The 25419-nt window shown below is 72.2% G+C and carries 25 protein-coding genes; 8 read left to right on the top strand and 17 right to left on the bottom strand.

All coding sequences use genetic code 11. The annotated features are described in order from the left end of the window. Positions 1-112: 112 nt before the first annotated feature. The 4 genes from KDL01_RS21590 to KDL01_RS21575 form a co-directional block, all read right to left on the bottom strand. Positions 113-517: a sec-independent translocase gene (locus KDL01_RS21590; RefSeq protein ID WP_212530369.1), complete on the bottom strand. Its 405-nt coding sequence runs from the start codon at positions 515-517 to the stop codon at positions 113-115. Positions 518-830: 313 nt separating this feature from the next. Beyond that, positions 831-1349, bottom strand: a complete 519-nt coding sequence (locus KDL01_RS46805; RefSeq protein WP_212530368.1) for an anti-sigma factor family protein — start codon at positions 1347-1349, stop codon at positions 831-833. Beyond that, positions 1349-2098 carry an RNA polymerase sigma factor SigE gene (gene sigE / locus KDL01_RS21580; RefSeq protein ID WP_307846491.1) on the bottom strand — a complete coding sequence of 250 codons (750 nt, stop codon included), beginning with the start codon at positions 2096-2098 and terminating at the stop codon, positions 1349-1351. The genes KDL01_RS46805 and sigE overlap by 1 nt, the downstream gene beginning before the upstream one ends. Positions 2099-2660: 562 nt before the next feature. Then, complete coding sequence (locus KDL01_RS21575; RefSeq protein WP_211244467.1) at positions 2661-2828, bottom strand: DUF3117 domain-containing protein; 168 nt, start codon at positions 2826-2828, stop codon at positions 2661-2663. Positions 2829-3009: 181 nt separating this feature from the next. Between KDL01_RS21575 and KDL01_RS21570 the strand changes: the two genes are divergently transcribed. Then, on the top strand, positions 3010-3816 hold the full coding sequence (locus tag KDL01_RS21570) for an enoyl-CoA hydratase/isomerase family protein (protein ID WP_307846490.1): 807 nt from the start codon (positions 3010-3012) through the stop codon (positions 3814-3816). A 60-nt stretch (positions 3817-3876) separates the two neighbouring features. Here the strand turns inward: KDL01_RS21570 and KDL01_RS21565 are convergent, their stop codons facing one another. Together KDL01_RS21565 and KDL01_RS21560 are read right to left on the bottom strand one after the other, a co-directional pair. Continuing rightward, a complete protein-coding gene (locus KDL01_RS21565; RefSeq protein WP_212530366.1) occupies positions 3877-4437 on the bottom strand; it encodes a GrpB family protein in 561 nt (186 codons plus the stop codon). A 127-nt stretch (positions 4438-4564) separates the two neighbouring features. After that, positions 4565-4903, bottom strand: a complete 339-nt coding sequence (locus KDL01_RS21560; protein ID WP_212530365.1) for a DivIVA domain-containing protein — start codon at positions 4901-4903, stop codon at positions 4565-4567. A gap of 73 nt (positions 4904-4976) precedes the next feature. Between KDL01_RS21560 and KDL01_RS21555 the strand changes: the two genes are divergently transcribed. Beyond that, positions 4977-6308 (top strand): adenosylmethionine--8-amino-7-oxononanoate transaminase, encoded by a 1332-nt coding sequence (locus KDL01_RS21555; RefSeq protein WP_307846489.1) that lies wholly within the window; start codon positions 4977-4979, stop codon positions 6306-6308. A 54-nt stretch (positions 6309-6362) separates the two neighbouring features. Here KDL01_RS21555 and KDL01_RS21550 read toward each other — a convergent pair whose 3' ends face one another. The 4 genes from KDL01_RS21550 to KDL01_RS21535 all read right to left on the bottom strand — a co-directional run bounded on the left by KDL01_RS21550 (position 6363) and on the right by KDL01_RS21535 (position 10497). Continuing rightward, entirely contained in the window at positions 6363-7145 is a 783-nt protein-coding gene (locus KDL01_RS21550; protein ID WP_212530371.1) for an LOG family protein, read from the bottom strand. 75 nt (positions 7146-7220) lie between these two features. Next, positions 7221-8369, bottom strand: coding sequence for an alpha/beta hydrolase (locus KDL01_RS21545; protein WP_212530363.1), 1149 nt, complete (start codon positions 8367-8369; stop codon positions 7221-7223). 158 nt (positions 8370-8527) lie between these two features. Continuing rightward, the gene (gene dapE / locus KDL01_RS21540; protein WP_212530362.1) at positions 8528-9637 is read right to left on the bottom strand and encodes a succinyl-diaminopimelate desuccinylase; all 1110 of its coding nucleotides are present in this window, start codon (positions 9635-9637) and stop codon (positions 8528-8530) included. A gap of 5 nt (positions 9638-9642) precedes the next feature. Continuing rightward, a complete protein-coding gene (locus KDL01_RS21535) occupies positions 9643-10497 on the bottom strand; it encodes a 2,3,4,5-tetrahydropyridine-2,6-dicarboxylate N-succinyltransferase (RefSeq protein WP_212530361.1) in 855 nt (284 codons plus the stop codon). 143 nt (positions 10498-10640) lie between these two features. On the opposite strand from KDL01_RS21535, the gene KDL01_RS21530 reads away from it, so the two are divergent. From KDL01_RS21530 to KDL01_RS21520, 3 genes are all read left to right on the top strand, one after another. Next, on the top strand, positions 10641-11609 hold the full coding sequence (locus KDL01_RS21530) for a hypothetical protein (RefSeq protein WP_212530360.1): 969 nt from the start codon (positions 10641-10643) through the stop codon (positions 11607-11609). A 239-nt stretch (positions 11610-11848) separates the two neighbouring features. Further along, positions 11849-12514: a hypothetical protein gene (locus KDL01_RS21525; protein WP_212530359.1), complete on the top strand. Its 666-nt coding sequence runs from the start codon at positions 11849-11851 to the stop codon at positions 12512-12514. 211 nt (positions 12515-12725) lie between these two features. Then, positions 12726-13139, top strand: a complete 414-nt coding sequence (locus KDL01_RS21520; RefSeq protein ID WP_212530358.1) for a hypothetical protein — start codon at positions 12726-12728, stop codon at positions 13137-13139. A 191-nt stretch (positions 13140-13330) separates the two neighbouring features. Here the strand turns inward: KDL01_RS21520 and dapC are convergent, their stop codons facing one another. The 3 genes from dapC to ilvA all read right to left on the bottom strand — a co-directional run bounded on the left by dapC (position 13331) and on the right by ilvA (position 16222). After that, a complete protein-coding gene (gene dapC / locus KDL01_RS21515) occupies positions 13331-14452 on the bottom strand; it encodes a succinyldiaminopimelate transaminase (RefSeq protein ID WP_212530357.1) in 1122 nt (373 codons plus the stop codon). Between the two features lie 11 nt (positions 14453-14463). Beyond that, positions 14464-14790, bottom strand: coding sequence for a ferredoxin (fdxA, locus tag KDL01_RS21510; protein WP_212530356.1), 327 nt, complete (start codon positions 14788-14790; stop codon positions 14464-14466). 217 nt (positions 14791-15007) lie between these two features. After that, positions 15008-16222, bottom strand: a complete 1215-nt coding sequence (gene ilvA, locus KDL01_RS21505) for a threonine ammonia-lyase (protein WP_212530355.1) — start codon at positions 16220-16222, stop codon at positions 15008-15010. A gap of 223 nt (positions 16223-16445) precedes the next feature. On the opposite strand from ilvA, the gene KDL01_RS21500 reads away from it, so the two are divergent. Together KDL01_RS21500 and KDL01_RS21495 are read left to right on the top strand one after the other, a co-directional pair. Continuing rightward, positions 16446-16961, top strand: coding sequence for a MarR family winged helix-turn-helix transcriptional regulator (locus KDL01_RS21500; protein WP_212530354.1), 516 nt, complete (start codon positions 16446-16448; stop codon positions 16959-16961). Positions 16962-16969: 8 nt separating this feature from the next. Continuing rightward, the gene (locus KDL01_RS21495; RefSeq protein WP_246576762.1) at positions 16970-18610 is read left to right on the top strand and encodes an MDR family MFS transporter; all 1641 of its coding nucleotides are present in this window, start codon (positions 16970-16972) and stop codon (positions 18608-18610) included. A 128-nt stretch (positions 18611-18738) separates the two neighbouring features. On the opposite strand, the gene KDL01_RS21490 is transcribed toward KDL01_RS21495, so the two are convergent. Together KDL01_RS21490 and KDL01_RS21485 are read right to left on the bottom strand one after the other, a co-directional pair. Further along, the gene (locus tag KDL01_RS21490; protein ID WP_212530353.1) at positions 18739-19689 is read right to left on the bottom strand and encodes an ROK family protein; all 951 of its coding nucleotides are present in this window, start codon (positions 19687-19689) and stop codon (positions 18739-18741) included. Positions 19690-19752: 63 nt separating this feature from the next. Beyond that, a complete protein-coding gene (locus tag KDL01_RS21485) occupies positions 19753-21015 on the bottom strand; it encodes an FIST signal transduction protein (protein WP_212530352.1) in 1263 nt (420 codons plus the stop codon). A 116-nt stretch (positions 21016-21131) separates the two neighbouring features. On the opposite strand from KDL01_RS21485, the gene KDL01_RS21480 reads away from it, so the two are divergent. After that, the gene (locus KDL01_RS21480) at positions 21132-22106 is read left to right on the top strand and encodes a glycerophosphodiester phosphodiesterase (RefSeq protein ID WP_212530351.1); all 975 of its coding nucleotides are present in this window, start codon (positions 21132-21134) and stop codon (positions 22104-22106) included. Between the two features lie 56 nt (positions 22107-22162). Here KDL01_RS21480 and KDL01_RS21475 read toward each other — a convergent pair whose 3' ends face one another. Continuing rightward, a complete protein-coding gene (locus KDL01_RS21475) occupies positions 22163-24190 on the bottom strand; it encodes a serine/threonine-protein kinase (protein ID WP_212530350.1) in 2028 nt (675 codons plus the stop codon). Positions 24191-24404: 214 nt separating this feature from the next. Then, the coding region (locus tag KDL01_RS21470; RefSeq protein WP_212530349.1) for a cystathionine gamma-synthase at positions 24405-25419 on the bottom strand (1015 nt) is incomplete at its 5' end.

Below are 25419 nucleotides of genomic sequence, written 5' to 3'. Positions count from 1 at the left end.
GGCAGGGGGGCGTCGACCTCGGCCGCGCCGGGCACCGCGTCCGCCGGATTCTGCCGGAGCATCCGGTTCTCGCAATCGTGTGGGCGACGCCGCCCCCGGGGACGAGCTCCGGTCAGGTGGCGTCGGCGTCGTACGGCGGCTGCTCGCCGGCCCCGAGGGCCGGGGCGCTCCCGTTGGCCGCGCCGGTCACCCGCGGGGCGGGCACGGGCGCGTTCAGGTCCGCGGCCTCGTTGAGCGCGCCGTTGATCTCCTTGCGCAGGTCGCGCAGCTCCTCGCCCTCGCCGAGCAGGTTCTTGCGCACGAAGGTCTTCGGGTTCAGGTCCGCGAGGTCGAGGTCCTCGAACTCCGGCCCGAGCTCATTGCGCAGATCCTGTCGGGCGTTGTCGCTGAAGGCCCGCACCTGCCGGAGGAATTTGGCCGCGCTGGCGGCCGCCTGGGGCAGTTTGTCCGGACCGAACAGGACGATTCCGAGCCCGAGGAGCACGACTATTTCGGGCAGGGACAAGTCGAAGAACATCGTCAGGCTCCGGCGGTCGGGAGGTGCGGCCTTGAAAGCGGTCGACCGGCCCCGGCGCGCGAACGGCACGGAACAGGGCGGTCGGTAACCACAGTAATCCCCGAATGACGCGCGATGACAGAGGCACCCCGAATATCACCCGGCCAACCGGAGGTGAAGGGCTCGAAGATCACGCCACCGGACTCCGTGATCGACGGACCGTCACCATACGCCACCCGTGGGGCCGATCGCCGACCGCGCCGCCGATCCGGCGCCGCCGCGCCTGCTCGGGCGTGCGGCCGGGCACGAAGCCCGGCCGCCGCGTGAACCGTGGCTATTCCGCGAACCACAGCGGGCGCAGCGCGGAGCGGGCGTACTCGGGACGCTGCGGCGTGCGGCCGGGAATCGCGAACGGGGAGCTGCCGACCACGCGGGCGTAGCCGCCGCGGGAGGGGTCCTCGTCCGGCTCGGTCTCCCCGCCGTGCGGCGGCAGCGGGCGCAGGCCCACCGCGAACTCGGGCAGGAAGGAGGCGGAGCGGCCCAGGATGGAGCCGAACGCGCCGGGACGCGGGCGGTCGCCGCCCGCGCCGAACGGCGGGTCCTCGTCCTCGTCGCGGCGGGCGGTGCCGTGCGTCTGCGGGATCTGGAACAGGGCGGCCATCAGCCGGGCCGAGGGCTCGGGCATGGCCATGGACTCGAGTTGGCCCTTGAGCGTGCGCTCCGAGTCGACCAGGGCGCGGCACGCGACGCAGCCCGCGATGTGCGCGAGCGCGCGGTCCCGGTCGTCGTGCGAGAGCTCTCCGTCCACGAGGGCGGCGAGCCGGGGGCCGAGGTGGTCGCCGAACAGCGCCATTACCGCATCCCCTTTCCGCCGCGGTTGCCCTGGGACTCGGGCAGCGCGTCGTTCGCCACGTCCTCGCCCTCGTCCGAGCGGCGGCGTGGATCGCGGTGCGCGAGCGCGGCCCGCAGCTGCCCGCGGCCGCGGTGGATGCGGGAGCGGACGGTGCCGAGCTTGACCCCGAGCGTGGCGGCGATCTCCTCGTAGGAGAGGCCTTCGATGTCGCAGAGCACCACCGCGGCGCGGAACTCGGGCGGCAGCGCGGTGAGCGCGGCCTCGATGTCCCCGTCGAGGTGGGCGTCGAAGTAGGCCTGGGCCGGCGTGGGCTCGCGCCCGGCGAGCCGCTCGGCGGCGTCCTCGGCCAGGCCCTCGAACCGGATGCGGGACTTGCGCCGCGCCTGGTCCAGGAAGAGGTTCGTGGTGATGCGGTGCAGCCAGCCCTCGAAGGTGCCGGGGGCGTAGGTGCTCAGCGAGCGGAAGACCCGGACGAAGACCTCCTGCGTGAGGTCCTCGGCGTCGTGGCGGTCGCCGGTGAGCCGGTAGGCCAGGCGGTAGACCCTGGCCGAGTGTGTGCGGACGACTTCTTCCCAGCTCGGCGGGGTCCAGTCCACCGGGCTTGGCCCCAGTACGGGCACGCCGAACGATTCCGTGGCCGCGGCCTGCGGCTCCGCCGCCTGCGCGGCGGACTCCGGCGCCGGTGACCCGGATTCGGCCGGGCCGTTCGCGCCTACTCCCCAGTGCTCTGCCTCGCCCCCGAGCGCCACGGCACTACCTCCTCGTTTTTCGAGTACCGCTGCACTGGTTACCATAGCCCGCTACCCCTTCGCCAAGCCTGAGAAGGGCCTGAAAGTTGACATGGAGCTTGTCAACTTCGGCCCGCTCGCCGTGTCCGTGGACCGGCTGAGCTCTGGACATCAGGATCAACGAGCGTGCGCCGCCGCGGGTTCCCGGGCTGCTCACAGGCGTGCGATGGCGGGAATCGGGACGCGGAAACGGCGGGTGCGCGGGTGCTTGGGCAAGGGCCCGCGAGGCCGCGCGCGGGGTGCGTCCGAGTCGGGCGGGAGCGGCGGTCCGGCCGGCGAGTGTGACCACTGTCGCTTCGGGCGGGCGTCGGGCGAGGGCGGCGGCCCGGTCGGGCGCGCATACCGCGGAGTTTCGCCGCGGGGTTTCGAAACGGGACGGCGGCCGGGTCGAGGGCTCAAACCGCGGGGGCTACGATCCGTGACGGATCAGGCCGCGGGAGTGACCGTGATCGGGCGTACCGGAGGGCGGGCTCGCCGCCTCGCGGGCCCGCCTTCCGGTCGCGGCCGCCTGTGCCGGCTTCCGCTAGCCGATGACGTTCTTCAGGGCGTCGCCCAGGGCGCCCGCCTCTTCGGCGTTGAGCTCGACGACAAGCCGTCCGCCGCCTTCGAGCGGCACCCGCATCACGATGCCGCGCCCCTCCTTGACCACTTCGAGCGGGCCGTCGCCCGTCCGCGGCTTCATCGCCGCCATGCTCATTCCCCTTCCTGCAGACACCCTGACCTGTCCCATTATCCCGCATCACACCGACACTGCGAAAAGGAGCGGAGCAGGGCGCTTCGACGACGTGCGCGCGACGTGCGGTGGCGGGCGTCTGGCCTCCCGCGCTACCAGCCGGTAACTTCATACTCGACCCGAGAGGAAGAGGCCCACCGTGAGCACTTCGAGCCCCCGGCCCGAACCCGTCGTCTACGCCGTGGACGGCGCCGTGGCCACCATCACCTTCAACCGCCCGGAGGCGATGAACGCGCTGGACGACGCCACCAAGGACGCCCTGCTGGCCGCGCTGCGCCGGGCCGCGGCCGACTCGGCGGTGCGCGCGGTGCTGCTGACCGGGGCAGGCAAGGCCTTCTGCGTGGGCCAGGACCTGCGCGAGCACGCCGGCAAGCTGGCCTCGGGCGAGCCGATCTCGAACACGGTCGAGCAGCACTACAACCCGATCACGCTCGCCCTGGCCGGGATGCCCAAGCCGGTCGTCGCCGCGATCAACGGGGTGGTCGCGGGCGCCGGCGCCGGGTTCGCGCTCGCCTGCGACCTGCGCATCGCCGCGGACACCGCCAAGATGAACCTGGCCTTCGCCGGCGTCGCGCTGAGCGCGGACTCGGGCGCCTCCTGGACCCTGCAGCGCCTGGTCGGCCAGGCCCGCGCGCTCGAGCTGCTGCTGATGCCCGAGACGATCCCGGCCTCGCGCGCCCACGAACTCGGCCTCTACACCGAGCTGGTCCCGGCCGAGAAGCTGGCCGAGCGGGCCCGCGAGGTGGCCGAGAAGCTGGCCGCCGGACCGACCGTGGCCTACGCGTCGATCAAGGAGTCGGTGGCGTACGGCGCGGCGCACACACTGGCCGAGACGCTCGAGGTCGAGGACGCGATGCAGCAGCGCTGCGCCGCGGCGCCGGACCACCGAGTAGCAGTCGAGGCGTTCTTGACCAAGCAGGCGCCGGTGTTCACCGGCCAGCCCTAGGACGAGGTGCCGGGCGGCGCGGCCGACGGGCCGCCCGCGCCGGGGTCCGGGCGTGGCCGGTCAGTCCAGCGGGATCAGCGAGCGGTGCGCCATCCGCACCGTCTCGCGCAGGAAGGGGCGCTTGGCCAGGGCGTAGCCGTCCGGGTCGTCCCGGTGCTCCCGGGCGAGCCGGCGCTTGAGGTCGGCGTAGGCCCGGCGGCGCTCCTCGTGCGCGCCGAGGTAGTGCGTGAGCAGCAGCTGGTCGAACTCCCAGGTGCCCCCGGAGCGGCAGACGAACAGCCGCGCGGGGCACGGCGGCGCTCCGGCGGCGGCCGGCTCGCTGCCGAACACCCGGCGGTCCGGCTCCCGCTGCCACAGCCGGAATCCGGCGCCCTCGAGCTCGGCTCGGTAGTCCTCCTCGGCGTCCGGCTCGGCCACCGCGAGCAGCACGTCCACGCAGGCCCGGCCGAGCAGGCCGGGAACGGCGGTGGAGCCGATGTGCTCGACCGCCGCCGCCCGGTCGCTCAATACACTGAGGATCAGGCTTCGATACTGGTCGAAGTACGCGGACCACTGGCCGTCGTACGGTTTGAGCTGCACGGGGTTCGTCTCGCCGACGGTTCGGGCGATCTGCTGGGCCACACCGCACCTCCCGGAGATTCAGCCGAAGTCAGGGTTCAGGTCGGGGTGCTGCCAGGAAACCGCGTCGGACCGGCGACGTCAAGACGTCACGCGGAACTCACCTGAAGTAGTGAGATCCTTCGCCAGATCACTCCTGCGTGCCGTCGGGCTCCTCGTCCGGCGTCTGAACGGCCGGCCGGGCCGGGTCGGACGGGTCGCGCTCGAGGTCGGCGATGCGCTTGTCCCGCACGTCGATCTCGTAGGCGAGCCGGTCGAGGATGTCGTCGACCTCGTCCATCCGGTAGCCGCGCGCGCCCACGGAGAAGCGCACCTTGTCCACGTGCTCACGGCCGAGCAGGCCGGTGTCGGGCACGGCCGGGTCGGGCCGGTCCGGGATCGGCTGGGACAGGTGTCCGCCGCCGCCCACGGCCACCCAGCCCACCGCGATGAGCAGGACGACCACGACGAGCAGCTGGAAAAAGAACATTGGGCGACGCCTCCGTACTCGTGGGGCTAGATCCCGCGAAGGAACAATACAGCGCTCGGGATACGGTGTGTCGGTGGAGTATCGCGAGCTGCTTGGCCTGGACCGTGCGCACGTCTGGCATCCCTATGGTCCGATGCCGGGAAAAGTGGCTCCGCTGCTGGTCACCGGCGCACACGGGGTCTGCCTCGAGGTGGCCGGGGCGCACGGTCCGGCCACCTTGATCGATGGAATGTCTTCATGGTGGGCCGCGATCCACGGCTACCGGCACCCCGTGCTCGACGCCGCCGCGCACGCCCAGATCGACCGGTTCGCGCACGTGATGTTCGGCGGGCTGACCCACGAGCCGGCCGTGCGGCTGGCCGAGCGGCTGGTGGAGCTGACCCCGGATCCGCTGCGGCACGTGTTCCTGGCCGACTCCGGGTCGGTCTCGGTCGAGGTCGCGATCAAGATGTGCCTGCAGTACCAGCGCTCGCTCGGGCGGCCGGGCAAGCGCAGGCTGATGACCTGGCGCGGGGGCTACCACGGCGACACCTTCCACCCGATGTCGGTGTGCGACCCGGAGGGCGGGATGCACAGCCTGTGGCAGGGGGTGCTGCCCGAGCAGGTCTTCGCCGAGGAGCCGCCCGCGGGCTTCGCCGCCGAACCCGACCCGGCCTACCTCCAGCACCTCGCCGACCTGATGGAGCGGCACGCGGCCGAGCTCGCGGCGGTGATCGTGGAGCCGGTGGTGCAGGGTGCGGGCGGCATGCGCTTCCACTCCCCCGCCTATCTCAAGGCGCTGCGGGAGCTGTGCGACGCGCACGACGTGCTGCTGGTGTTCGACGAGATCGCCACCGGCTTCGGCCGCAGCGGCGAGCTGTTCGCGGCCGACCACGCGGGCGTGTGCCCGGACGTGATGTGCGTGGGCAAGGCGCTGACGGGGGGTTACCTCACCCTCGCGGCGGCGCTGTGCACGCCGAAGGTGGCCGAGGGCATCAGCGGCGGCGAGGTGCCGATCCTGGCGCACGGGCCCACGTTCATGGGCAACCCGCTGGCCGCCGCCGTCGCCAACGCCTCCCTCGACCTGCTGACCGATCCGCAGCTGCGCGGCGGGACGAGCTGGCGCGAGGACGTGGCCCGGATCGAGTCCGCGCTCGGCGCCGGGCTCGGCGCGGCCCGGGAGCTGCCCGGGGTGCGCGACGTGCGGGTGCTCGGCGCGATCGGCGTGGTCCAGCTCGAGCGCGAGGTGGACATGGCCGCGGCCACCGACGCCGCGGTGGCCGCGGGGGTCTGGCTGCGGCCGTTCCGCGACCTGATCTACACCATGCCGCCCTACCCGACCACCGACGAGCAGCTGGCCGCGGTCTGCCGGGCGGTGTGCGCGGCGGCGCAGGCGTCCACCGAGGCCGCGCTCAGCCGGAGCTGACGCGACCTCAGGCCGCCCGGCCCGCAACGCTTCCGGCCCCGGCGAGCGGCGGTCTCAGATCCGCCGGCCGGCCGGCTGGGTCCCGCGGATGATCTCCACCGCCTCCTCCGGCAGGTCGGTGACGTGCAGCAGGTCGAGGTCGGCCGGCGAGGCCTTGCCCTCGGCCACCACCCGGTCGCGCAGCCAGTCCACCAGGCCAGACCAGTAGGACGTGCCGACCAGCACGATCGGGAACGAGGTCACCTTCTGCGTCTGCACCAGGGTGAGCGCCTCGAACAGCTCGTCGAGGGTGCCGAAGCCGCCGGGCAGCACCACGAAGCCGCGGGCGTACTTGACGAACATGGTCTTGCGCACGAAGAAGTAACGGAAGTTCAGACCCAGGTCGACGTAGTCGTTCAGGCCCTGCTCGAAGGGCAGCTCGATGCCCAGGCCCACCGAGACGCCCTCGGCCTCGACCGCGCCGCGGTTGCCCGACTCCATCGCCCCCGGGCCGCCGCCGGTGATCACCGCGTAGCCGGCCTTGGCCAGCAGCCGGCCCACCTCGACGCCCACGGCGTACTCGGGCGAGTCCGGCTTGGTGCGGGCCGAGCCGAACACCGCCACGGCCGGCCCGATCTCGGCCAGGGTCTCGAATCCGGCCACGAACTCGGAGGTGATCCGCAGCACCCGCCACGGGTCCTCGTGCAGCCAGTCGGTCGAGCCCTCGGACTCGAGCAGGCGCTGGTCGGTGGTGGTGTCGTCCGGGGCAGGCAGCTGCGTGCGGCGCAGCAGCACCGGGCCGCGGAAGCGCTCCTTGAGGTGCCGGCGCTGGTGCGGGCTCGAGGGCGCCGCCGGCACCGCGTTCTGCGTCTCTGGTTCAGTCACGCGGCCACGTTATCCGCTCGGGACCGCGCGGCTGAACGATCCGGGCGGTCAGTCGATGCCGCTGACCAGCTTCGTGTCCGCGGTGTAGGTGGGCGTCGACGGGGTCTGCAGGTGCTCCGAGAGCCACTGGAAGGCGGGCGTCTCATCGGTCTTCCACACCCCGATGTTGTGCCCGCCGCGCTCGGACAGCAGCGTCTGCACGGTGGTGGGCATGTGGGCCGCGGCCGTCATCGCGGCGGCCTCCTGGGCCACGTTGCCGTCCTGGTAGGTCCCGGCGAGCAGCAGCGAGACCTCGGCCGGGGCGTCGTGCTGGAGCAGCCACAGCGGCGCGTTCTGCTCGTACGCCGCGGTGCCGGGCTTGAGCAGGTCGCCGTCGGGGTGGTCGTCGCCGCTGAGGGAGACGGCGGCGGAGTACAGCTGCGGGTACTGCAGCACCAGCTTCGAGGCGCACAGCCCGCCCTCCGAATACCCCATCAGGCCCCAGGCCTTGCGCGAGGGCGAGGCGCGGAAGGAGGAGAGCACGAGCTGGCGCACGTCGGTGGTGAGCCAGGTGGCGACCTTCGGGCCCTTCGGGATGTTCGAGCAGTCCGGGTCGTGGCCGGGGTCGACGTTGATGGCGGCGGAGACCAGGATGAACGGGTGCGCCCGGCCCGCGTTCACCAGCCGGGTCAGCGCGAGCGGGGCCTGCATCCCGGAGAGCCAGGTCTGCGGCGTGCCCGGAGTGCCCGAGAGCAGCTGCACCACCGGGAAGTCGGTGTGCGCGTATGCGGCCTCGAAGTACTGCGGCGGCAGCCACACCACCACGGTGTTGACGATGTGTGAGACCGGCCCGCTGATCAGGGCGGTGTAGCCGTCGTCCACGCCGCGCAGCGGGCGGAAGAGCTTGGCGTTGGGCAGTCCCGCGGCGCGCGCGCCGAGCTTGGTGCCGACCTCGGTCTGCGGGGTGGCGGCGGCGATGACGCCGACCCCGCCGTCCTCGCCGAGCAGGTCGGACCAGGAGGTGTAGAGCTGGTAGGTGTTGTTTATCCACAGCGCCGCCAGCAGCACGGCACTGGCCTGGGCGAACAGGATCAAGGTGAGCCGGGAGCCTACCTTCACCGGTTTGGGCCCTGGCAGCCGGTTCCACAACACCAGGGTGAGAACCGGGAAAAGCACCACCGCCACGATCACCGCGGCGAGAAAACCCTCGCTGGTCAAGCCCATAACCCGTCAGCCCGTTCCGCTCGACTCTTCGCGTCCGCGGCCCCTCGGATCGAGAAACCCGGACGCGCCTCCCGCTTAAGGAGTAACGTCCGGGCCCGGGGTCGGGTTGCCATGAGCTTCAGGTTATCTTCATGTCGCCACGAACCCGTTACCTACTCGAGATCGAGCCACCGTCGCAGTGTCGCGAGGGCGCGGGTGATCCTTTCGAGTTCCACGTACTCCTGCCGAGTATGGGCCAGCGTGGCGTCGCCGGGTCCGTAATTGACCGCCGGTACACCCGAACCGGCGAATCGGGCCACGTCCGTCCAACCCTGCTTGGCCACCGGCGTGCCGCCGACCAACGCGGCGAAAGCGGCGGCGGCCGGGAGCGTGAGGCCCGGCGCCGCGCCGGGGGCGCTGTCGGTGACCTGCACGTCGAAGCCCTCGAACACCTCCTCGACGTGCGCGGCGGCCTGCTGCTCGGTGCGGTCCGGGGCGAAGCGGTAGTTGACCGTGACCACGCACTCGTCCGGGATCACGTTGCCGGCCACGCCGCCGGTGATCCCCACCGCGTTGAGGCACTCGCGGTAGAGCAGGCCCTCGACGTCGACCTCACGGGCCTGATACCCGGCCAGCCGGGCCAGCACCGGCGCGGCCTGGTGGATGGCGTTGACGCCGAGCCAGTCCCGGGCGCTGTGCGCGCGTACGCCGCTGGTGCGCACCGTCGCCCGCAGCGTGCCCTTGCAGCCGCCCTCGACCTGCGCGTTGGTGCCCTCGAGCAGGATGGCGAAGTCGGCCGCGAGCCACTCCGGGTGCTCGCGCACGAGGTGGCCGAGGCCGTTGCGCTCGGCCTCGATCTCCTCGCAGTCGTAGAACACGAAGGTGACCTCGCGGGCCGGGGTCGGCCCGTCGGCCGCGCCGAGCTCGGCGGCGATCTTCAGCTGGACCGCGACGCCGCTCTTCATATCGGTCGCGCCGCAGCCGTAGAGCCGCCCGCCCTCGACCCGCGAGGGCAGGTTGTCCGCGATCGGCACGGTGTCGAGGTGTCCGGCCAGCACGACCCGCTCGGGCAGGCCGAATCCGGTGCGGGCGACCAGGTTGTTGCCGTACCGCTCCACCCGCAGCCGCGGCAGGGCCCGTAGTTCGCGCTCGACGGCGTCGGCGAGGCGCTGCTCCGAGCCGCTGACCGAGGGGATGTCCACCAGCGCGGCCGTGAGCGCGCCGACCTCGAGGCCGAGGTCGAGCGTCGCGGGCGCGAGCGCTTGCGTCTGCTGCGCGGTCACGGCGCTCAGCCCGTCGCCAGGCCGTTGTCGCGCAGGATGTCGTTGAGCCTGGCCTTGTCGTGGCCCTGGCCCTGCTCGAGGCGCTTGAGCACGAGCACGCAGGGCAGGCCGAACTCGCCGCCGTTGAACTTCTTCATCCGGGTGCCGCCGACCGCGACGCAGTAGTCGGGCACGTGGCCGCGGCTGATCTCCTCGCCGGTCTCCGCGTCGATGACCGGGATCGAGGCGGACAGGATGGTGCCGGCGCCCACGACCGAGCCCTTGCCCACCCGGGCGCCCTCGATGATCATGCAGCGCGAGAAGATCATCGCACCGTCCTCGATCACCACCGGCTTGGCGTTCGGCGGCTCGAGCACGCCGCCGATGCCGACGCCGCCGGCCAGGTGCACGTTCTTGCCGATCTGGGCGCAGGAGCCGACGGTGGCCCAGGTGTCGACCATCGTGCCGGAGTCCACGTAGCCGCCGATGTTGACGAACGAGGGCATCAGGATCGTGCCGGGGGCGCAGTAGCTGCCCCAGCGGGCGATCGCGCCGGGCACCACGCGCACGCCGTCGAAGGTGGTCTTGAGCGGCATCTTGTCGTGCTGGTAGAACTCCCCGACCTTGGCCTCGGACATCTCGAGCACCTTGAAGGTGAGCAGGATGGCGCGCTTGGCCCGCTCGTCCACCACCACCTCGTCGGTCGCGGGGTCGACGAAGGCGACCCGGGCCGCACCGGTGTCGAGCAGGTCGACGGCGGCGATGATCTCGGCGCGGGCGTCGGCATCGGCCGGGGAGAGTTCGGCCCTGCGCTCCCACAGTTCGTCGACGACGGCAGGCAGGGGAGAGGTGAACACGGAAGACGATTCAGGCACGGTCATGGCCCGGATTCTAGTGCGAGGCTGTGACGGGCTCGGGCGACGTTCGGCACACGGGATCGCGTACGGTGTGGTCGAAGGCGGGTCGCGGCCCGCCTCGGCGCGGCAGTTCAGGCAGCATGGCAAGCGAGCAAGGGAGTCACCACGTGTCCCGATCCCGCAACACGTCCGACGGCGGAGCGGGCGGGGCGCAGCGCGGCAAGCGCGGCGGATGGCTCATCGGGCTGCTGGTCGTGGCGCTGGTGGCGGGCGGCCTCGTGGGGCTCGGGATCTACCTGCTGCACCGGCTCGGCTCGCTTCCGCTGTTCAACGCGGCGCAGTGCACGGCGGTGGACGGCAGCACCAGTTTCACCTACGACCTCGAGCAGATGCAGAACGCCTCCACCATCGCGGCGGTGGGCGTGAAACTGGGTGTGCCGTCGTACGGGATAGAGATCGCCGAGGCCACGGCCCTGCAGGAGTCCAAGCTCTACGACCTGAGCGGCGGCGACCGCGACTCCCTCGGCCTGTTCCAGCAGCGCCCGTCGATGGGCTGGGGCTCGGCGGATCAGATCATGGACACCACCTACGCCTCCACCGCGTTCTACGACGCGCTGCTGAAGGTGAAGGACTGGCAGAGCCTGGAGCTGACCGTGGCGGCGCAGGACGTGCAGCATTCGGGCTATCCGACGGCGTACGCGAACCACGAGCAGGAGGCCGCGGTGCTCGCCAAGGTCTTCACCGGCGTCGTGGGCGGCGCGCTGACCTGCACGCTGGACGGTCCGACCTTCTCGCCGCAGCCGACGAACGGCCAGGGGCTGACCACCGAGGGCCAGGCCGTGATCGCGGACGCGCAGAAGCAGTGGGGCAGCGTGTCGGTGAGCGACGTGAAGGGGAGCACGCGCACCTTCGCCTTCACACTGCCGAACGGCGGGACCGCGGTGGCCCGGGTCGACCGCGGCTGGGCCTACGCCAACTGGGCGGTGTCCAAGGCCGAGGCACTCGGGATCACCGAGGTCGGCTTCGACGGCCGTACCTGGTCCGCGTCGAACTCGCCGGGCTCCTGGCAGACCACCGGCGACACCTCGTCCGCGCCGACCGACCGGGTCGTGCTCACGATGACCTCCGGGTCCTGAGGTCCTGAGGCTCTCGGACCGAGGTCCGGTCCCGGGATCCGCGCGCTCCGGAAAGGCTCCGCGCACGCTCCGGATGCGCCCCCCGGAAAGCCCCCGGAAAAGCGCCAGGTAACGGCCCGACGATCAAAGTTATCATTTCTTTACCTAGTGAAACCGCAACCTGAGACGCCTCTGAACCGATGAATCGGATGTCGACTCCTTTCCGAGGAGCCCGAGTACACCCGAACAGGAGCCGTTTCATGACTGGGAAACACCGCCGGCCGCGTACGACCGGCCGGACGATCGCCGCCACCGCCGCCGTGCTCACCGCCGGCGCGATTCCGCTGGCCGCCGCCGGCAGCGCGTTCGCGAGTACCGCGGCGGGCGACCCGCTGGCCGCCACCGGCCTTTCCGCGCTGCCGATGGCCGGGGCCATGGGCTCGCAGCTGACCGAGTCGGCGGGCCTCGGCGCGATGCCGGTGGCCGGGGCCGGCCTGACCCAGAAGACGAACGAGCTGTATCAGAAGGCGGACGAACTGACCGAGAAGGCGGACCAGCTCACCGCGCAGCTCGGCACCGGCGCCCCGGTGCGCGACCTGCTGCACGAGATGGTGCCGCCCAACCCGCACGCGGTGCCCGGCGAGATCGCCCCCGGCGTGCTGCGCAACGGCGCCGTGGGCACCATGACCGGCGGCGTCGGCCAGCGCACCTCGCAGGTGGCCGCCGACGTGGCGGGCCAGGTCCAGCCGACCGCGAAGCAGCTGCACTCCAGCGGCGTGCCGACGGTCGGGGACGTCACCTCCTCGCTCAGCCGGACCCAGATGCCGATGTTCGGCACGGTCGGCAGCCTCACCTCGGCCGTCCCGGTCGGCGCCGTGCTCGGCGATCCGGTGATGAACGCCCTCGGCGCCGCCAGCCAGATGTAGGACCTGTGGGCCGGTTTCGCGAAATCGGCCCACGCACTCTTCGATCACCTATTCCAGTGTTCAGACGACCGATCTGAACACTTTCCGCATTTACCTAATCGTTATCGTGTTTGACCGCAACCTGAACGGTCGGAGACTCGTAAGTCTCGGTGAACGCACGAAATCCGTGACCGAAGGCGTTCCCCCGTTCCCCCGAAGAAGAGGAAACACCATGACTCACGCAGGACGCCGTATCGCCGCAGCCGCCGCCGCGACCGCGGCCGTCGCCATCCCGGTGGCCGTCGCGGCCAGCGCACAGGCCGCGTCTCTGCCCGTCGTCGGCGGCCTCCCCGTGGTCGGCGGCCTGGCCGGCGGGCTCCCGGTCAGCGGCCTGGCCGCCGGCCCGCTCTCCGGCCTCCCGGTGGCCGGCGGCCTGGTCGGCAACCTCACCGGCGCCGGCGGCGCGAGCCCGCTGTCCGGTCTGCCCGTGGTCGGCAACATCGCCAACAGCACCGGTGCCCAGGGCGCCGCCGCGCCGATGTCCCCGGCCCAGGCCGCGGCGCCGCTGGCCCGGCAGGCGCAGTCCGAGGTCACCAACGCGGAGCTGTCCACGGCCGGCTACTCCGCCAAGCACGCCCGCGTCTGATCGACACGCACCGCATCCGACTCCGTGTCCGGCCGCTGACCACACGGGCACGGGAGAGGGGTTCTCCGGGCCACGGGATGGGCGCGGGGAACCCCTCACACCGCCGTCTGACGGTCGGTCGGTCCAGGGTGGTGGTGACGCGGCGGCAGGAAGGCCGAGCCCGCGGGCCCGGCTGGGCCCGCGTCAGAACCTCAGCCCAGCGCGGACAGCCGCGCCGCGGCGGATTCGATCCGCTCGTCGGTCGCGGTCAGCGCCAACCGTACGAACCGCTCGCCGCCCGCGCCGTACATCTCCCCTGGCGCGGCCAGGATGCCGAGGTCGGCCAGCGTGCCGATGGTCTCCCAGCACGGCTCGTCCCGGGTGGCCCACAGGTACAGGCCCGCCTGGGAGTGCTCGATCCGGAAGCCCGCGCCGAGCAGCGCCTGGCGCAGCACCGCGCGCCGGGCCAGGTAACGCTCCTTCTGCTCCCGCGCGTGCGCCTCGTCGGTGAGCGCGGCCGCCATCGCCGCCTGCACCGGACCCGGCATGATCATCCCGCCGTGCATGCGCACCAGCAGCAGATCCTTCAGCAGCGCCGGGTCTCCGGCCAGGAACGCGGCCCGGTAGCCGGCCAGGTTCGAGCGCTTCGAGAGCGAGTGCAGGGCCAGCAGCCCGGTCACGTCGCCGTCGCACACGTCCGGGTGCAGCACCGAGATCGGCTGCGCCCCGTCCCAGCCGAGGGTGACGTAGCACTCGTCCGAGACGAGCACCGCGCCGTGTTCGCGCGCCCAGGCCACCGCAGCGCGCAGCTGCCCGAGGTCGAGCACCTGCCCGTGCGGATTGGCCGGAGAGTTGAGCCAGACCAGCCGCGGGGCCGGACCTGACGCCGCGTCCGGCAGCGCGCCGAACGCCGTCGGCCTCGGCTGCGCCCCGGCCAGCAGGGCACCGATCTCATAGGTCGGATACGCGGGGACCGGGTAGGCCACCGCGTCCCCCGGGCCGAGCCCGAGCAGCGTCGGCAGGTTGGCGACCAGCTCCTTCGAGCCGATCACCGGGAGCACGCCCGGCTCGCCGGCCACCCCGAGTTCCCGCTCCATCCAGCCCAGCGCCGCCGCGCGCAACGCGTCGGTGCCGCGGGTGACCGGATAGCCCGGCCAGTCCGCGGCCTCGATCAGCGCGGCGCGCACCACGGCCGGTACCGGGTCGACCGGCGTCCCTACGGACAGGTCGACCCGGCCGCCGGGGTGCGCGTCGGCCTTGCGGGCGTACGGGACGAGCCGGTCCCACGGAAACTGCGGGAGCCGGTCGGCGAGGGTGCGGTGGCTGTGGTCCATACCCGAGGCGGTCAGTGGCCCTCGCCCTGCGGCGGCAGCGCGGAGACGATCGGGTGGTCCTTGGCGATCTGGCCGAGCTTCGAGGCGCCGCCCGGCGAGCCGAGGTCCTCGAAGAACTCCACGTTGGCCTTGTAGAAGTCCTTCCACTGGTCGGGCGTGTCGTCCTCGTAGAAGATCGCCTCGACGGGGCAGACCGGCTCACAGGCACCGCAGTCGACACATTCGTCCGGGTGGATGTACAGGGAACGCTCGCCCTCGTAGATGCAGTCGACCGGGCATTCCTCGATGCAGGCCTTGTCCTTCACATCCACGCACGGCAGCGCGATGACGTAGGTCACGGTCGGATCCTCCTGGCTGCGGGCCGGGCCCGCAGCGCGGTCCCCGTCCTCTCCTGTTCACGTCGATCCAGTATCACGCCTGCGCGTGCTCTGGTCCAAGCTAGGGTCGGCCTTGGACCAGACTCTGGACATCTTCGGCGCACGCTTTCGTACGCTTTCGTGCGCCGTGGGGCGCGTGGGGCCGGTCCCGCCGCCTCTCGGGCCCGGTGATGTTCCCTCACTCGGAGGACACGATCTGATACCCCGCAGAGCGCAGTCGCTGGAGTACGGTCACCGCGTGGGTCGGGCCGCGCGTCTCCACGGTCAGTCCGACCTCCACCTCTCCGATGCCCAGGCGCGGCGCCATCCGGCCGTGTTCGACGTCGACGACGTTCGCGTCGGCGGCCGCGATCTCGGCGAGGAGCTGGGCGAGCGCGCCGGGCCGGTCGAGCACCCGCAGCCGCAGCGAGAGGAAGCGCCCGGCCGCGGAAAGGCCGTGGCGGATCAGCCGGAGCAGCAGCAGCGGGTCCACGTTGCCGCCGGAGAGCACGGCCACCACCGGCGGCTCGTACTGCTCGGCCGCCTCGAGCAGCGCCGCGACGCCGACCGCGCCGGCCGGCTCCACCACGAGCTTGTTGCGCTCGAGCAAAAGCAGCAGCGCACGAGAGATCGACTCCTCGGACACCGTGCGTACGTCCACGCCGAGTTCGCGCACGACCTCGAAGGTGATCTCGCCGGGGCGCCCGACCGCGATGCCGTCGGCCATGGTGGCCATCGAGGCGATCGAGGTGGGGTGCCCGGCCTCGAGCGAGGGCGGCCAGGAGGAGGCCGCCGCGGCCTGGACGCCGACCACGCGCACGTCCGGTCGCAGGGCCTTGAAGGCCAGGGCCACCCCGGAGAGCAGGCCGCCGCCGCCGAGCCCGAGCAGGACGGTGCGCACCTCGGGGCACTGTTCCAGGATCTCGAGGGCGACGGTGCCCTGCCCGGCGATGATGTCGGGGTGGTCGAACGGATGGATGAACGCCGCCCCGGTCTCCGTCGCGTACTCGCGCGCGGCGATCAGGGCCTCGTCCACGGTGCTGCCGGCGAAGCGGACGGTGGCGCCGTAGGACTCGGTCGCGGCCACCTTCGGCAGCGGCGCGCCCTCGGGCATGAAGACGGTGGAGGGGACCTCGTGCAGAGTGGCGGCGAGCGCGACGCCCTGGGCGTGGTTGCCGGCGCTGGCCGCGACCACGCCGCGGGCCCGCTCGTCCGCGGGCAGGTTGTGGATCCTGACATAGGCGCCACGCACCTTGAACGAGCCCGCTCGTTGCAGGTTCTCGCACTTGAACCAGACCTCGCCGCCGATCTGTTCGGACAGCGGGCGGGACCAGGCCAGGGGCGTGGGTCGGGTGATCTGTGCCAGCAGTTTGCGCGCGGCATGGATCTCATCGAGGGTGACGGGGTTACGCACGTCCCTAAGGCTACGACCGCGCCTCGGTCCGGCAGGCCTCGCGGCGTGCCCGGGTGCGCCGCACCTCGCGCCGACCCGCGCCGGGGCGCGCCGGAAGCCGCCGTAACAGCGGCATAACGATGTCGGCCCTTACGCGTTATTTCCTTGCATGCTGCAACCACTTCTCCCTATGGTTGCAGGGTACAAGCAACTGTTCCGGCTCCGCAGAAGGACGGAGGATGCGATGAGCGAGAAGATCACCCAGGACGACGCGGTGGAGATGCTCACGTCGGTGGGCGGGATCATCCGTTCGATCAAGCACCTCTACGCCGAACACGAGGGCATCGATCACGGCGCGGCCGTGGTGCTGAGCATGCTCTACCGGCTCGGACCACTACGTCCTTCGGACATCTCGCAGGCCTGCGGCCTCGACCTGTCGACGGTCAGCCGCTACGCCCGCACTCAGGAGGAAGCCGGTCGGGTCGCCAAGGTAGCCGACCCCGGCGACCGGCGGGCGCACCGGCTCGCGCTGACCGAGGCGGGCATCGAGCACGTCTACGGGCTCTGGCACGTGCGGATCGAGAACTTCCGGGACCTGATCGCGCACTGGAGCCCCCAGGACGCGCACACCCTGGTGCACCTCGTGCGCCGGCTGGCGGCCGATCTGGGCCAAGAGCAGCCGATCGAGATGCCGGAACTGGAACAAGTGCGGGCGGCCCACCAGGCCGCGCTCGCCGAGACTTTACCGAAGGGGGCATGAGAAACTCCATGTCAGAAGCAATATCCCCGCCCCATGCGGCCGAGCAGAAGGTGCTGACGCATCGCCAGATCATGGTGATCTTCAGCGGCCTGATGCTCGCGCTGCTGCTGGCCGCGCTCGACCAGACCATCGTCTCGACGGCGTTGCTCACGATCGTGAACGAGCTCAACCCGCGCAACGGCTCGGCCGAGATGCCGTGGGTGGTCACCGCCTACATGCTCGCCTCCACCGCGGTGGCGCCGATCTACGGCAAGCTCGCCGACCTGTTCGGCCCCAAGAAGATCTTCGTCTTCTCCATCGTGCTGTTCCTGGCCGGCTCCGCGCTGTGCGGCATGTCGCAGAACATGGTCGAACTGATCGCGTTCCGCGCGCTGCAGGGCCTCGGCGGCGGCGGCCTGATGGCGCTGGTGTTCACCATCATCGGCCAGATCGTCAGCCCGGCCGAGCGAGGCAAGTACCAGGGCTACTTCACCGCGACGTTCATGTTCGCCATGGTCATCGGCCCGCTGATCGGCGGCTTCTTCACCGACCGCTCGCACCTGTTCGGGGTCAGCGGCTGGCGCTGGATCTTCTACGTGAACCTGCCGATCGGCGCGGTCGCCCTGGTCGTGATCTCGGCGGTGCTGCACGTGAAGGAAACCCACGTCAAACACAAGATCGACTTCATCGGCGCGGCGCTGATCACGGCCGCGGCCTGCGGTCTGCTGCTGGCCACCCAGCTCGGCGCCAACGGCCAGGAGCCCTGGGGTTCGTGGCAGGTCATCGGCATGTTCGTGCTCGGCGTGGTGCTCGCGGTCGGATTCGTCCTGTGGGAGGCGAAGTTCGCCAGCGAGCCGATCATCCCGATGCACCTGTTCCGCAACTCGGTCTTCTCGGTCTCCAACGCGATGGCCCTGGTCGTGGGTATCACGATGATGGGCTCGCTGATCTACCTCAGCGTCTACCTGCAGTTCGTGGTGGGTTACTCGCCGACCGGCGCGGGCCTGGCCATCCTGCCGATGATGCTCGGCGTCGGCCCGACCGCGATGACCACCGGAATCCTGATCTCGAAGCTCGGCAAGTACAAGATCTTCCCGATCTTCGGCACCGGCATCGCGGTCATCGGCATGTACCTGATGTCGCGTCTGGGCGTGCACACCTCGGCGGGCGAGCGCGGCATCTACATGTTCGTGCTCGGCGTCGGCCTCGGCATGACGATGCCGGTGCTGACCCTGGCGGTGCAGAACGCGCTGCCGCTCAAGGACATCGGCACGGGCACCTCGAGCAACCTGTTCTTCCGGAACATGGGCAGCTCCTTCGGTACCGCGATCTTCGGCGCGATCCTGAGCAACCGGCTCGTCTCCTACGTGCACAAGGACCTGCCGCCGAGCCTGTCCAGCCAGATGAGCTCCGGCGGCGGCACCAGCCTGAGCCGCACGGCGCTGCAGCAGGAGAGCGCGCAGGCCGCGCAGCACGGGACCAACGGCGTGTTCGACATCGTCGTGCGCGACTTCACCAGCGCGATGTCGGTGGTGTTCATCTGCGCCGCGGCGATCATGGTCATCGCCTTCGTGCTCAGCTTCTTCCTCAAGCAGGTGGAGCTGCGTACGGCCAAGGGCCCGGGCAAGGCGCAGGCCAAGGCCGAGGACCTCGCCCCCGCCGTGCACTGACACCGGCGCGGGTGCGCTGACACCCGGTATACGAATACGACGAGTCCCCGTGGCATCCGTGCCACGGGGACTCGTGTCTTCTTTTCCGTTCGGGTCGGTCGCCGGGTCGGTCGCCGGGTCGTCGCCGGTCAGTCGCCGGACCAGTACCGCTCCGGATGGATGATCAGGGCCGCCGCGCCGACGAGGCCCGACTCCTGCCCGAGCCCGGCCGGCACCACCCGCACCGAGCGGGCGAAATCCAGCCCGACCCGTTCCCGCAGCGAGGCCTCGAGCGGGTCGAACAGCAGCGGTCCGGCCTGCGAGATCCCGCCCCCGATGGCGACCACGTCGAGGTCGCACAGCGTCGTGGCCGAGGCGATCCCGATCCCCAGCGCCCGCCCGGCCCGGTTCAACGCGGCCACCGCCGTCGGGTCGCCGCGGCGCGCGTCCTCCACCAGGTCCCGGCCGGTGCGCTGATCCACCGGGAACCCGGTGCGCCAGCCCTGCCGGAAGGCCCAGGCGGCCAGGTTCGGCCCCGAGGCGATGGCCTCGAGGCAGCCGATCGCGCCGCAGCGGCACACCGGCTCGTGCTCGTGCACGATCGCGTGCCCGATGTGCCCGGCGTTGCCGGAGGCGCCGTCGATCAGCCGGCCGCCCAGGATCAGGCCGCCGCCCACGCCGGTGGAGACCACCATCCCCAGCACGTTGTCCGCGCCCACCCCGGCCCCGCGCCAGTGTTCGGCGATGGCCACGCAGACCGCGTCGTTGTGGATGCGCGCCGGCAGCTTGAGCTCCTCGGCCAGCCGCGCCCGCAGCGGGAAGTCGCGCCAGGACGGGATGTTGAGCGGGGAGACCTCCCCGACCGGCCAGCGCATCGGCCCGCCGCAGCCGATGCCGACCCCGGACAGCTCCGCCCGATCCGTCGTCAGTTCCTCGATCAGCGCGAGCAGCGCCCGGAGCAGCTGCTCCCCGTCGTCGGTCGGCGGGTTCGGATTCGGCGCGCGCCGGCTCTCGAGTACCCGCCCCTCCCCGTCGACCACGCCCACGGCCAGTTTCGTTCCGCCGATGTCGATCGCCAAGACCAGCTGCTGTTCCTGCATGGAAACCGAGCCTAACTCAGGGCGTGATCGATACACCAGAAGCGTGTACGACGATTGGCTCGGTCAGTCGCCGTCCGCGAAGGCCAGCACCGAGGCGGTGTAGCCGTGCAGGTGGTTGCGCCCGCCCACCGGCCCGATCTCGCCGGACCCGAAGAACCCGGCCACCGCGGCCGTGCCGAGCTCCGAGCAGACCGTGTGCAGGTCGTGCCCGGCGCCGAACGGCTCGGGGAAGAGCCCGGCCGCGCGGCCGTTGCAGGACACCAGCAGCGCGCCGCCGATCGTCTCGTAGCCCGGCCGGGCCCGGGCCGCGCGCAGCACCGTACGCAGCCCCTCGGCCGCGCTCGCCGCGTCGCGCACCTGGAAGCGCACCGTCTGCCCGATCTCGACCGGCTCGCCCACCCGGATCCCGTCGGTCTCCGGGTCGAGGCCCACCACGCCGCGGATCAGGAAGTCCCCGCTCTCGTGTTCGTCCACGTACTCGTTGAGTGCGATGCCGATGTGCAGCCCCGTCGCGGCCTGAGCCCTGACCTCAGGCTTCTGCTCGGCCAGGATCTCGCGCAGCCTGCGGTAGGCGGGCCGCCCGGCCAGCCCGAGCAGCAGATCGCCCTCGGCTTCGGTCACCGTCATGGCCGGCCCGATCGCCCGGCAGCCCTGGCTCACCGCGATCGCCGCGTTCAGCTCGCCGCCGAGCAGCACGCCCACCGCCCCGGTCGCGTACGCCTCGGACCCGAGCAGCAGCCGGGCCGAGCCGTAGCCGGCCGGCCCCGGCGCGAGCCCGCCGACGAACGGCAGCTGCGGAAGCAGGGCATTGCATCGGGCCAGGAACCCGTGCACCGGGAAGCTGTAGGGATCGGCGAACAGCAGCGCCACCCGCTCGTCCGGCCAGGGCTCGGGCAGCCCGCCCACCGCCATCGTCCCGTTCGCCGGCCCCGCGGCCAGGTCCTCCTCGAAGGGCCTGGACACCCGGTGCGAGTGCAGCCGGAACGCGCGGACCCGGGTGCCCGGCAGCCGCGCGGCCCAGACCGCGACGCTGGTGCGGCCCCGGCCCGGCATGCCGTCGCCGTCCGCCGCGTCGCCCAGGCTGCTCTCCCCCATCACGCCCTCGGCCATGGCCCCGACCACCGCGCAGTTCTCGTTGCCGGTGGCCGCGACCTGCTCGGCCACCGCCGCGGCCACCTGGTCCGCGCTGTCCGGATCCGCCACCGCCGCGGTCACCACGACCAGATCCGGCGCTCCCGCCACGCGCCCGAGCGCCCCGTGGGCAGCCCGGCGGGCGGCCCGTTCGGCGTCGGGATCCGCGGCCAGGGCCGCACCGAATCGACTCATGCCGGAATGATCTCACCGCCTGAGCGTCTGAGCGGATGGCACGCTTGTGGGGTCGTGGCAGTTCGGTCCACTAGCCTGACCGGGGGAGGTATCGGGCCGGAGGGAAGGAAACATACGTGCACGAACGTCTGCGGGGACGTGAGTGGGGGGCGGTGTGGCGCCGCGCCGTGGCCGGGGCCGCGGTCGCGCTGACGCTGTGTGGGCTATCCGCCTGCGCGGGTTCCACCGAGGCGGTGCCGACGCCTCGGGCGGACCCGCACCAGCCCCGGTTGGCGGAGCCCGCATGTGACGCGCCGTCGGTCATCGCGCATCGCGGCGAGACCGGGGACGGACGCAAGCTGCCGGAGAACTCCGCGCAGGCCGAGCTCACCGCGGCGGCCGAGGGCGCGACGTACCTCAACCTCGACGTGCGCTGGACCGGCGACGCCGTGCCGGTGGCCCTGCACGACGCCACCGTCGGGCGCACCACCTCGGACACCGACCCGGGCGCCGACGTCACCTCGATGACCGCGTCCCAGTACACCCGGCTCAACGCCCGGACGTACGCGGGCGACACCGGTCAGGGCTCGATCGTGGCCGCGCTTCACCCGCAGACCCTGGTGCAGATACTGGACGCGGTGGCGCAAACCGGCCGCCCGGTCATCGTGCAGATGGAGGGCGACCCGTTCCACCTGGCCGGGCACCCGGTGCAGGAGTTCGCCAACCTGGCCCGGGTGGTGGAGCACTCCGCCGCCGCGGCCCGCATCATCGTGGCCGGCTGGACCCTGCCCGACCTCGCCGCCTTCCACGCCGCCGACCCGCACGCGACCCTGGCCTACCTGTTCGAGACCGTCGGCGCGCGCCGCTACCCGCAGGCGGCGCAGATCGAGCGGGTCGGCGCGCGCATCCTGTACGTCGACTACCGCGGCGTCAGCGCGCCGCTGGTGACGCAGTGGCACCGGCAGGGCCTGAAGGTGTGGGTGTGGACGCCGGCCGGCCCCGCGCCGTGGCAGCGGATGCGGGCGGACGGCGTGGACGCGATCGCCACCGACTGGGCCCAGGCGTACCTCACCTGGGCCCTGCCCTCACGGCCCTGCGGCGCGCAGTTCTAGTGCGCGCCGGGTGCGCGCCGCGGGGTCGGTGACGCCTTGACGGCCTCGGGTACCGCTCAGCTGCCGCCGCTGGCCGAGAGGTAGCTCGCCAGCTCTTCCACGTAGGTGTTGAAGGAGCTCGGCAGCTCGCCGGAGTGCAGCAGCGCCCACAGCTGGGCGGTGCCGGTGGAAAGGCTCTGGTTCGAGCCGATCTCCTGCTGCAGGGTGCTGATGATCTGGGTGATCTGCCCCTGCTGGGTCTGCGAGAGCTCGCCCTGCGCCTGGGTCGCGGCCTGCTGGATCTGCTGCACGGCCTGGCTCGGGCTGGCCGGGTAGGTCTCCAAGGTGGCCGGGAAGGTCACCGTCTGCGCCGGGGCGGTGGAGGTGCCCGCACTGCCGGTGGCCCCGCCCGCGGGGGCGGACGCCGAGGCGCCCGAGCCGCTCGGTGACGGCGAGGCCGCCGCGCTCGGCGAGGCACCGGCCGCCGCCGAGGCTCCGGACGTCGCCGAGGACGTCGTGCCCGCGCCGGTCGCCGAGTTCGACTTGTTGCCGCCCGACTTCTGGCTCAGCACGATGGCCAGAACGACGATGACCACCACGCCGGCGCCGATCCCCGCGTACAGCCCGCGCCGCGGACGCCGCCGGTGCGCGTGCGTCGCGCTCCCGCCGGTACCGCCACCGCCGCCGGCCGGACCGCTCTCGAAGACCGCACCGCCCGCGCCGCCCGCCGCCGCGCCCACTCCCGCACCCGCGCCGCCCGGGGTCGGGCCGCTGGGCGAGGCCGCGCCGCGCGCGACTCCAGGCCGCGGCCGCCGTCCGCCGCCGACCACCGGGATCACCTCGGTGACCGCGCCCGCCGACTCCTGTACCGCCACGGTCTCCTGGACCGCGGCCGTCTCCTCGACCACCGCCGTCGAGGCCCCGACGGATCCGAGCGCCACCGGCGCCGCGGCGGCAGCGGTGCCCGCCGTCCCGGCCGCGGCCTGCGCGCTCTCCGCCGCGATCAGCCCGACCGCGCCCGCCGCACCGACCACCGCGGCGGTCTCCGCGGCCCGCTTCTTCCCACTGCTCTTCTTGGCCGGGCCCTTGCGCCCGGCGCCGACCGCCCCCGACTGTGCTTCGGCGACCTCCACGACCTCGACCGCCGCCACCGCCTCGGCGATCTCGACGGCTTCGGCGACCTCGACCGCCGCGGCGAGTTCCGCCACCCCGGCCGACTCCACGGCCACGGCCTGCTGCTGGATCTCCACCCAGGCGCCCCGGATCGCCGCGGCCAGCATCGTCACCCGCGGCCGGGCGCCCGACTCGCCCAGCGCGAGCAGCAGCACCCCGGCCAGTGCGGCCGAGACGCCGAGCACCTCCAGGTTCTCCGCCGCCCACGCCCGGCGCTGCTCGAGCACCTGCGCTGCCGCCAGGTCGAGTTCCAGCGTCGCGGCGAACCCGACGCCGAACTCGGCCTCGAGCACGGCCGGCCCCACCAGGGCCAGCACCGTCAGCCAGGCCAGCGCGTACACGTCGGCGGCCGCGGTCAGGTCGGACTCGACCGTCGTCTCCAGCGCCAGCGAGGCCGGCAGGTCGACGAGCACCACCTCGTACCCCGCGTCGGCGGTGGCGGTCAGCAGCACCGAGTGCGCGCTCAGGTGACCGTGTACGAGCTCGAACTCGCCGAGCAGCTGCAGCACCTCGGCCACCTGGCCGAGGGCGAGCAGGATCTCGGCCCGGTCGAGCGTCTCGCGCACCATCGCGGCCGCGAGGGTCTCGCCCTCGAGCGCCGGGATCGCGCAGTAGCCCACGGTGCGCAGCGCGCCGGCGCGTTCGAACTCGTACTCGCCGAAGGCGTGCACCGCGGGCACCGCCGGATGGTTGATCCGGCGCAGCGCGGCCACCGCCCCGGCCAGCGCGGCCCCCTCGGCGTACAGACCCGCCGCGCCGGCGAATTCGATCCACACCTCGGTGCGCGCTGTCTCGTCCAGTGCGACCCAGTACTCGTACTCCACCCCGGCGACCCGTTCGGCCCCCACGGAGAAGACCTCGAGCCGTCGCACGAGCCGGTATCGCTCGCCGAGCAGGACGCCGTCCCTGAGTTCAGATATACCCTCCACCACGCGCGCAGCATAGTGCATGCCGCACGCGTCACGGGCGTCAGACCATCCGTATCGTTATATGCCGCGAAACCCCAGGTGGATCAAGGAATAAATCCCCTGTTCAAGCCCCTGTCGGGCCGCACCCCGAGGATTTCCCGAACCCCGCGCGGATCCGCTTACGGACCCGCGCGGGGATTCGTTCACGGATTCACGGACGGATTCACCCGTGGATTCGTCACAGGGCCCGGTCCAGGTCCTCCAAGAGATCTTCGAGGTCTTCGATACCCACCGAGAGCCGGACCAGATCCCCCGGCACCTCCAGCGGCGAACCGGCCGCCGAGGCGTGCGTCATCCGCCCCGGGTGCTCGATCAGCGACTCCACCCCGCCCAGCGACTCGCCCAGGGTGAACAGCCGGGCCCGGTTGCACACCTCCACAGCCGCAGCCTCGCCCTCGACGTGCCGGAACGAGACCATGCCGCCGAAGCCGCGCATCTGCTTGGCCGCCACCTCGTGTCCGGGGTCGGAGACCAGCCCCGGGTAGTGCACCGCCGAGACCTTCGGGTGCGCCGCCAGCATCTCGGCCACCGCCTGCGCGTTCGAGCAGTGCCGGTCCATCCGCACACCCAGGGTCTTGATGCCGCGCAGGGTCAGCCAGGCGTCGAACGGCCCCGCGACCGCGCCCATCGCGTTCTGGTGGAAGGCGAGCCGGGCCCCGAGGTCGTCGTCCGCGGCGATCAGCGCGCCGCCGACCACGTCGGAGTGGCCGCCGATGTACTTGGTGGTGGAGTGCACCACCACGTCGGCGCCGAGCGCGAGCGGCTGCTGCAGATAAGGAGTGGCGAAGGTGTTGTCCACGACCAGCAGCGCCCCGGCCGAATGCGCGATCTCGGCCAGCGCCGCGATGTCGCACACCCCGAGCAGCGGGTTCGACGGCGTCTCCACCCACACCACCCGCGTCGGCCGCGACGCGACCGCCTCACGCACCGCCTCAGGCGAGGTCAGGTCCGCCGCGGTCCAGTCCACCCCCCACCGCTCGTAGACCTTCGCGAACAGCCGGAACGTGCCGCCGTACGCGTCCGAAGGGATCACCACGTGGTCCCCCGGGTTGCACACCGTCCGCAGCAGGCAGTCCTCCGCCGCCAGCCCCGAGGCGAACGCCAGCCCGTGCCGCCCGCCCTCGAGCGCCGCCAGGCACTCCTGCAGCGCCGACCGCGTGGGGTTCGCCGACCGCGAGTACTCGTAGCCCCCG

The organism is Actinospica durhamensis, assembly GCF_018139695.1.
Taxonomy (GTDB): Bacteria; Actinomycetota; Actinomycetes; order Streptomycetales; family Catenulisporaceae; genus Actinospica; species Actinospica durhamensis.
The sequence above is the reverse complement of the archived record's forward strand: the minus strand, read 5'-3'. Positions and strand labels throughout refer to the sequence as shown.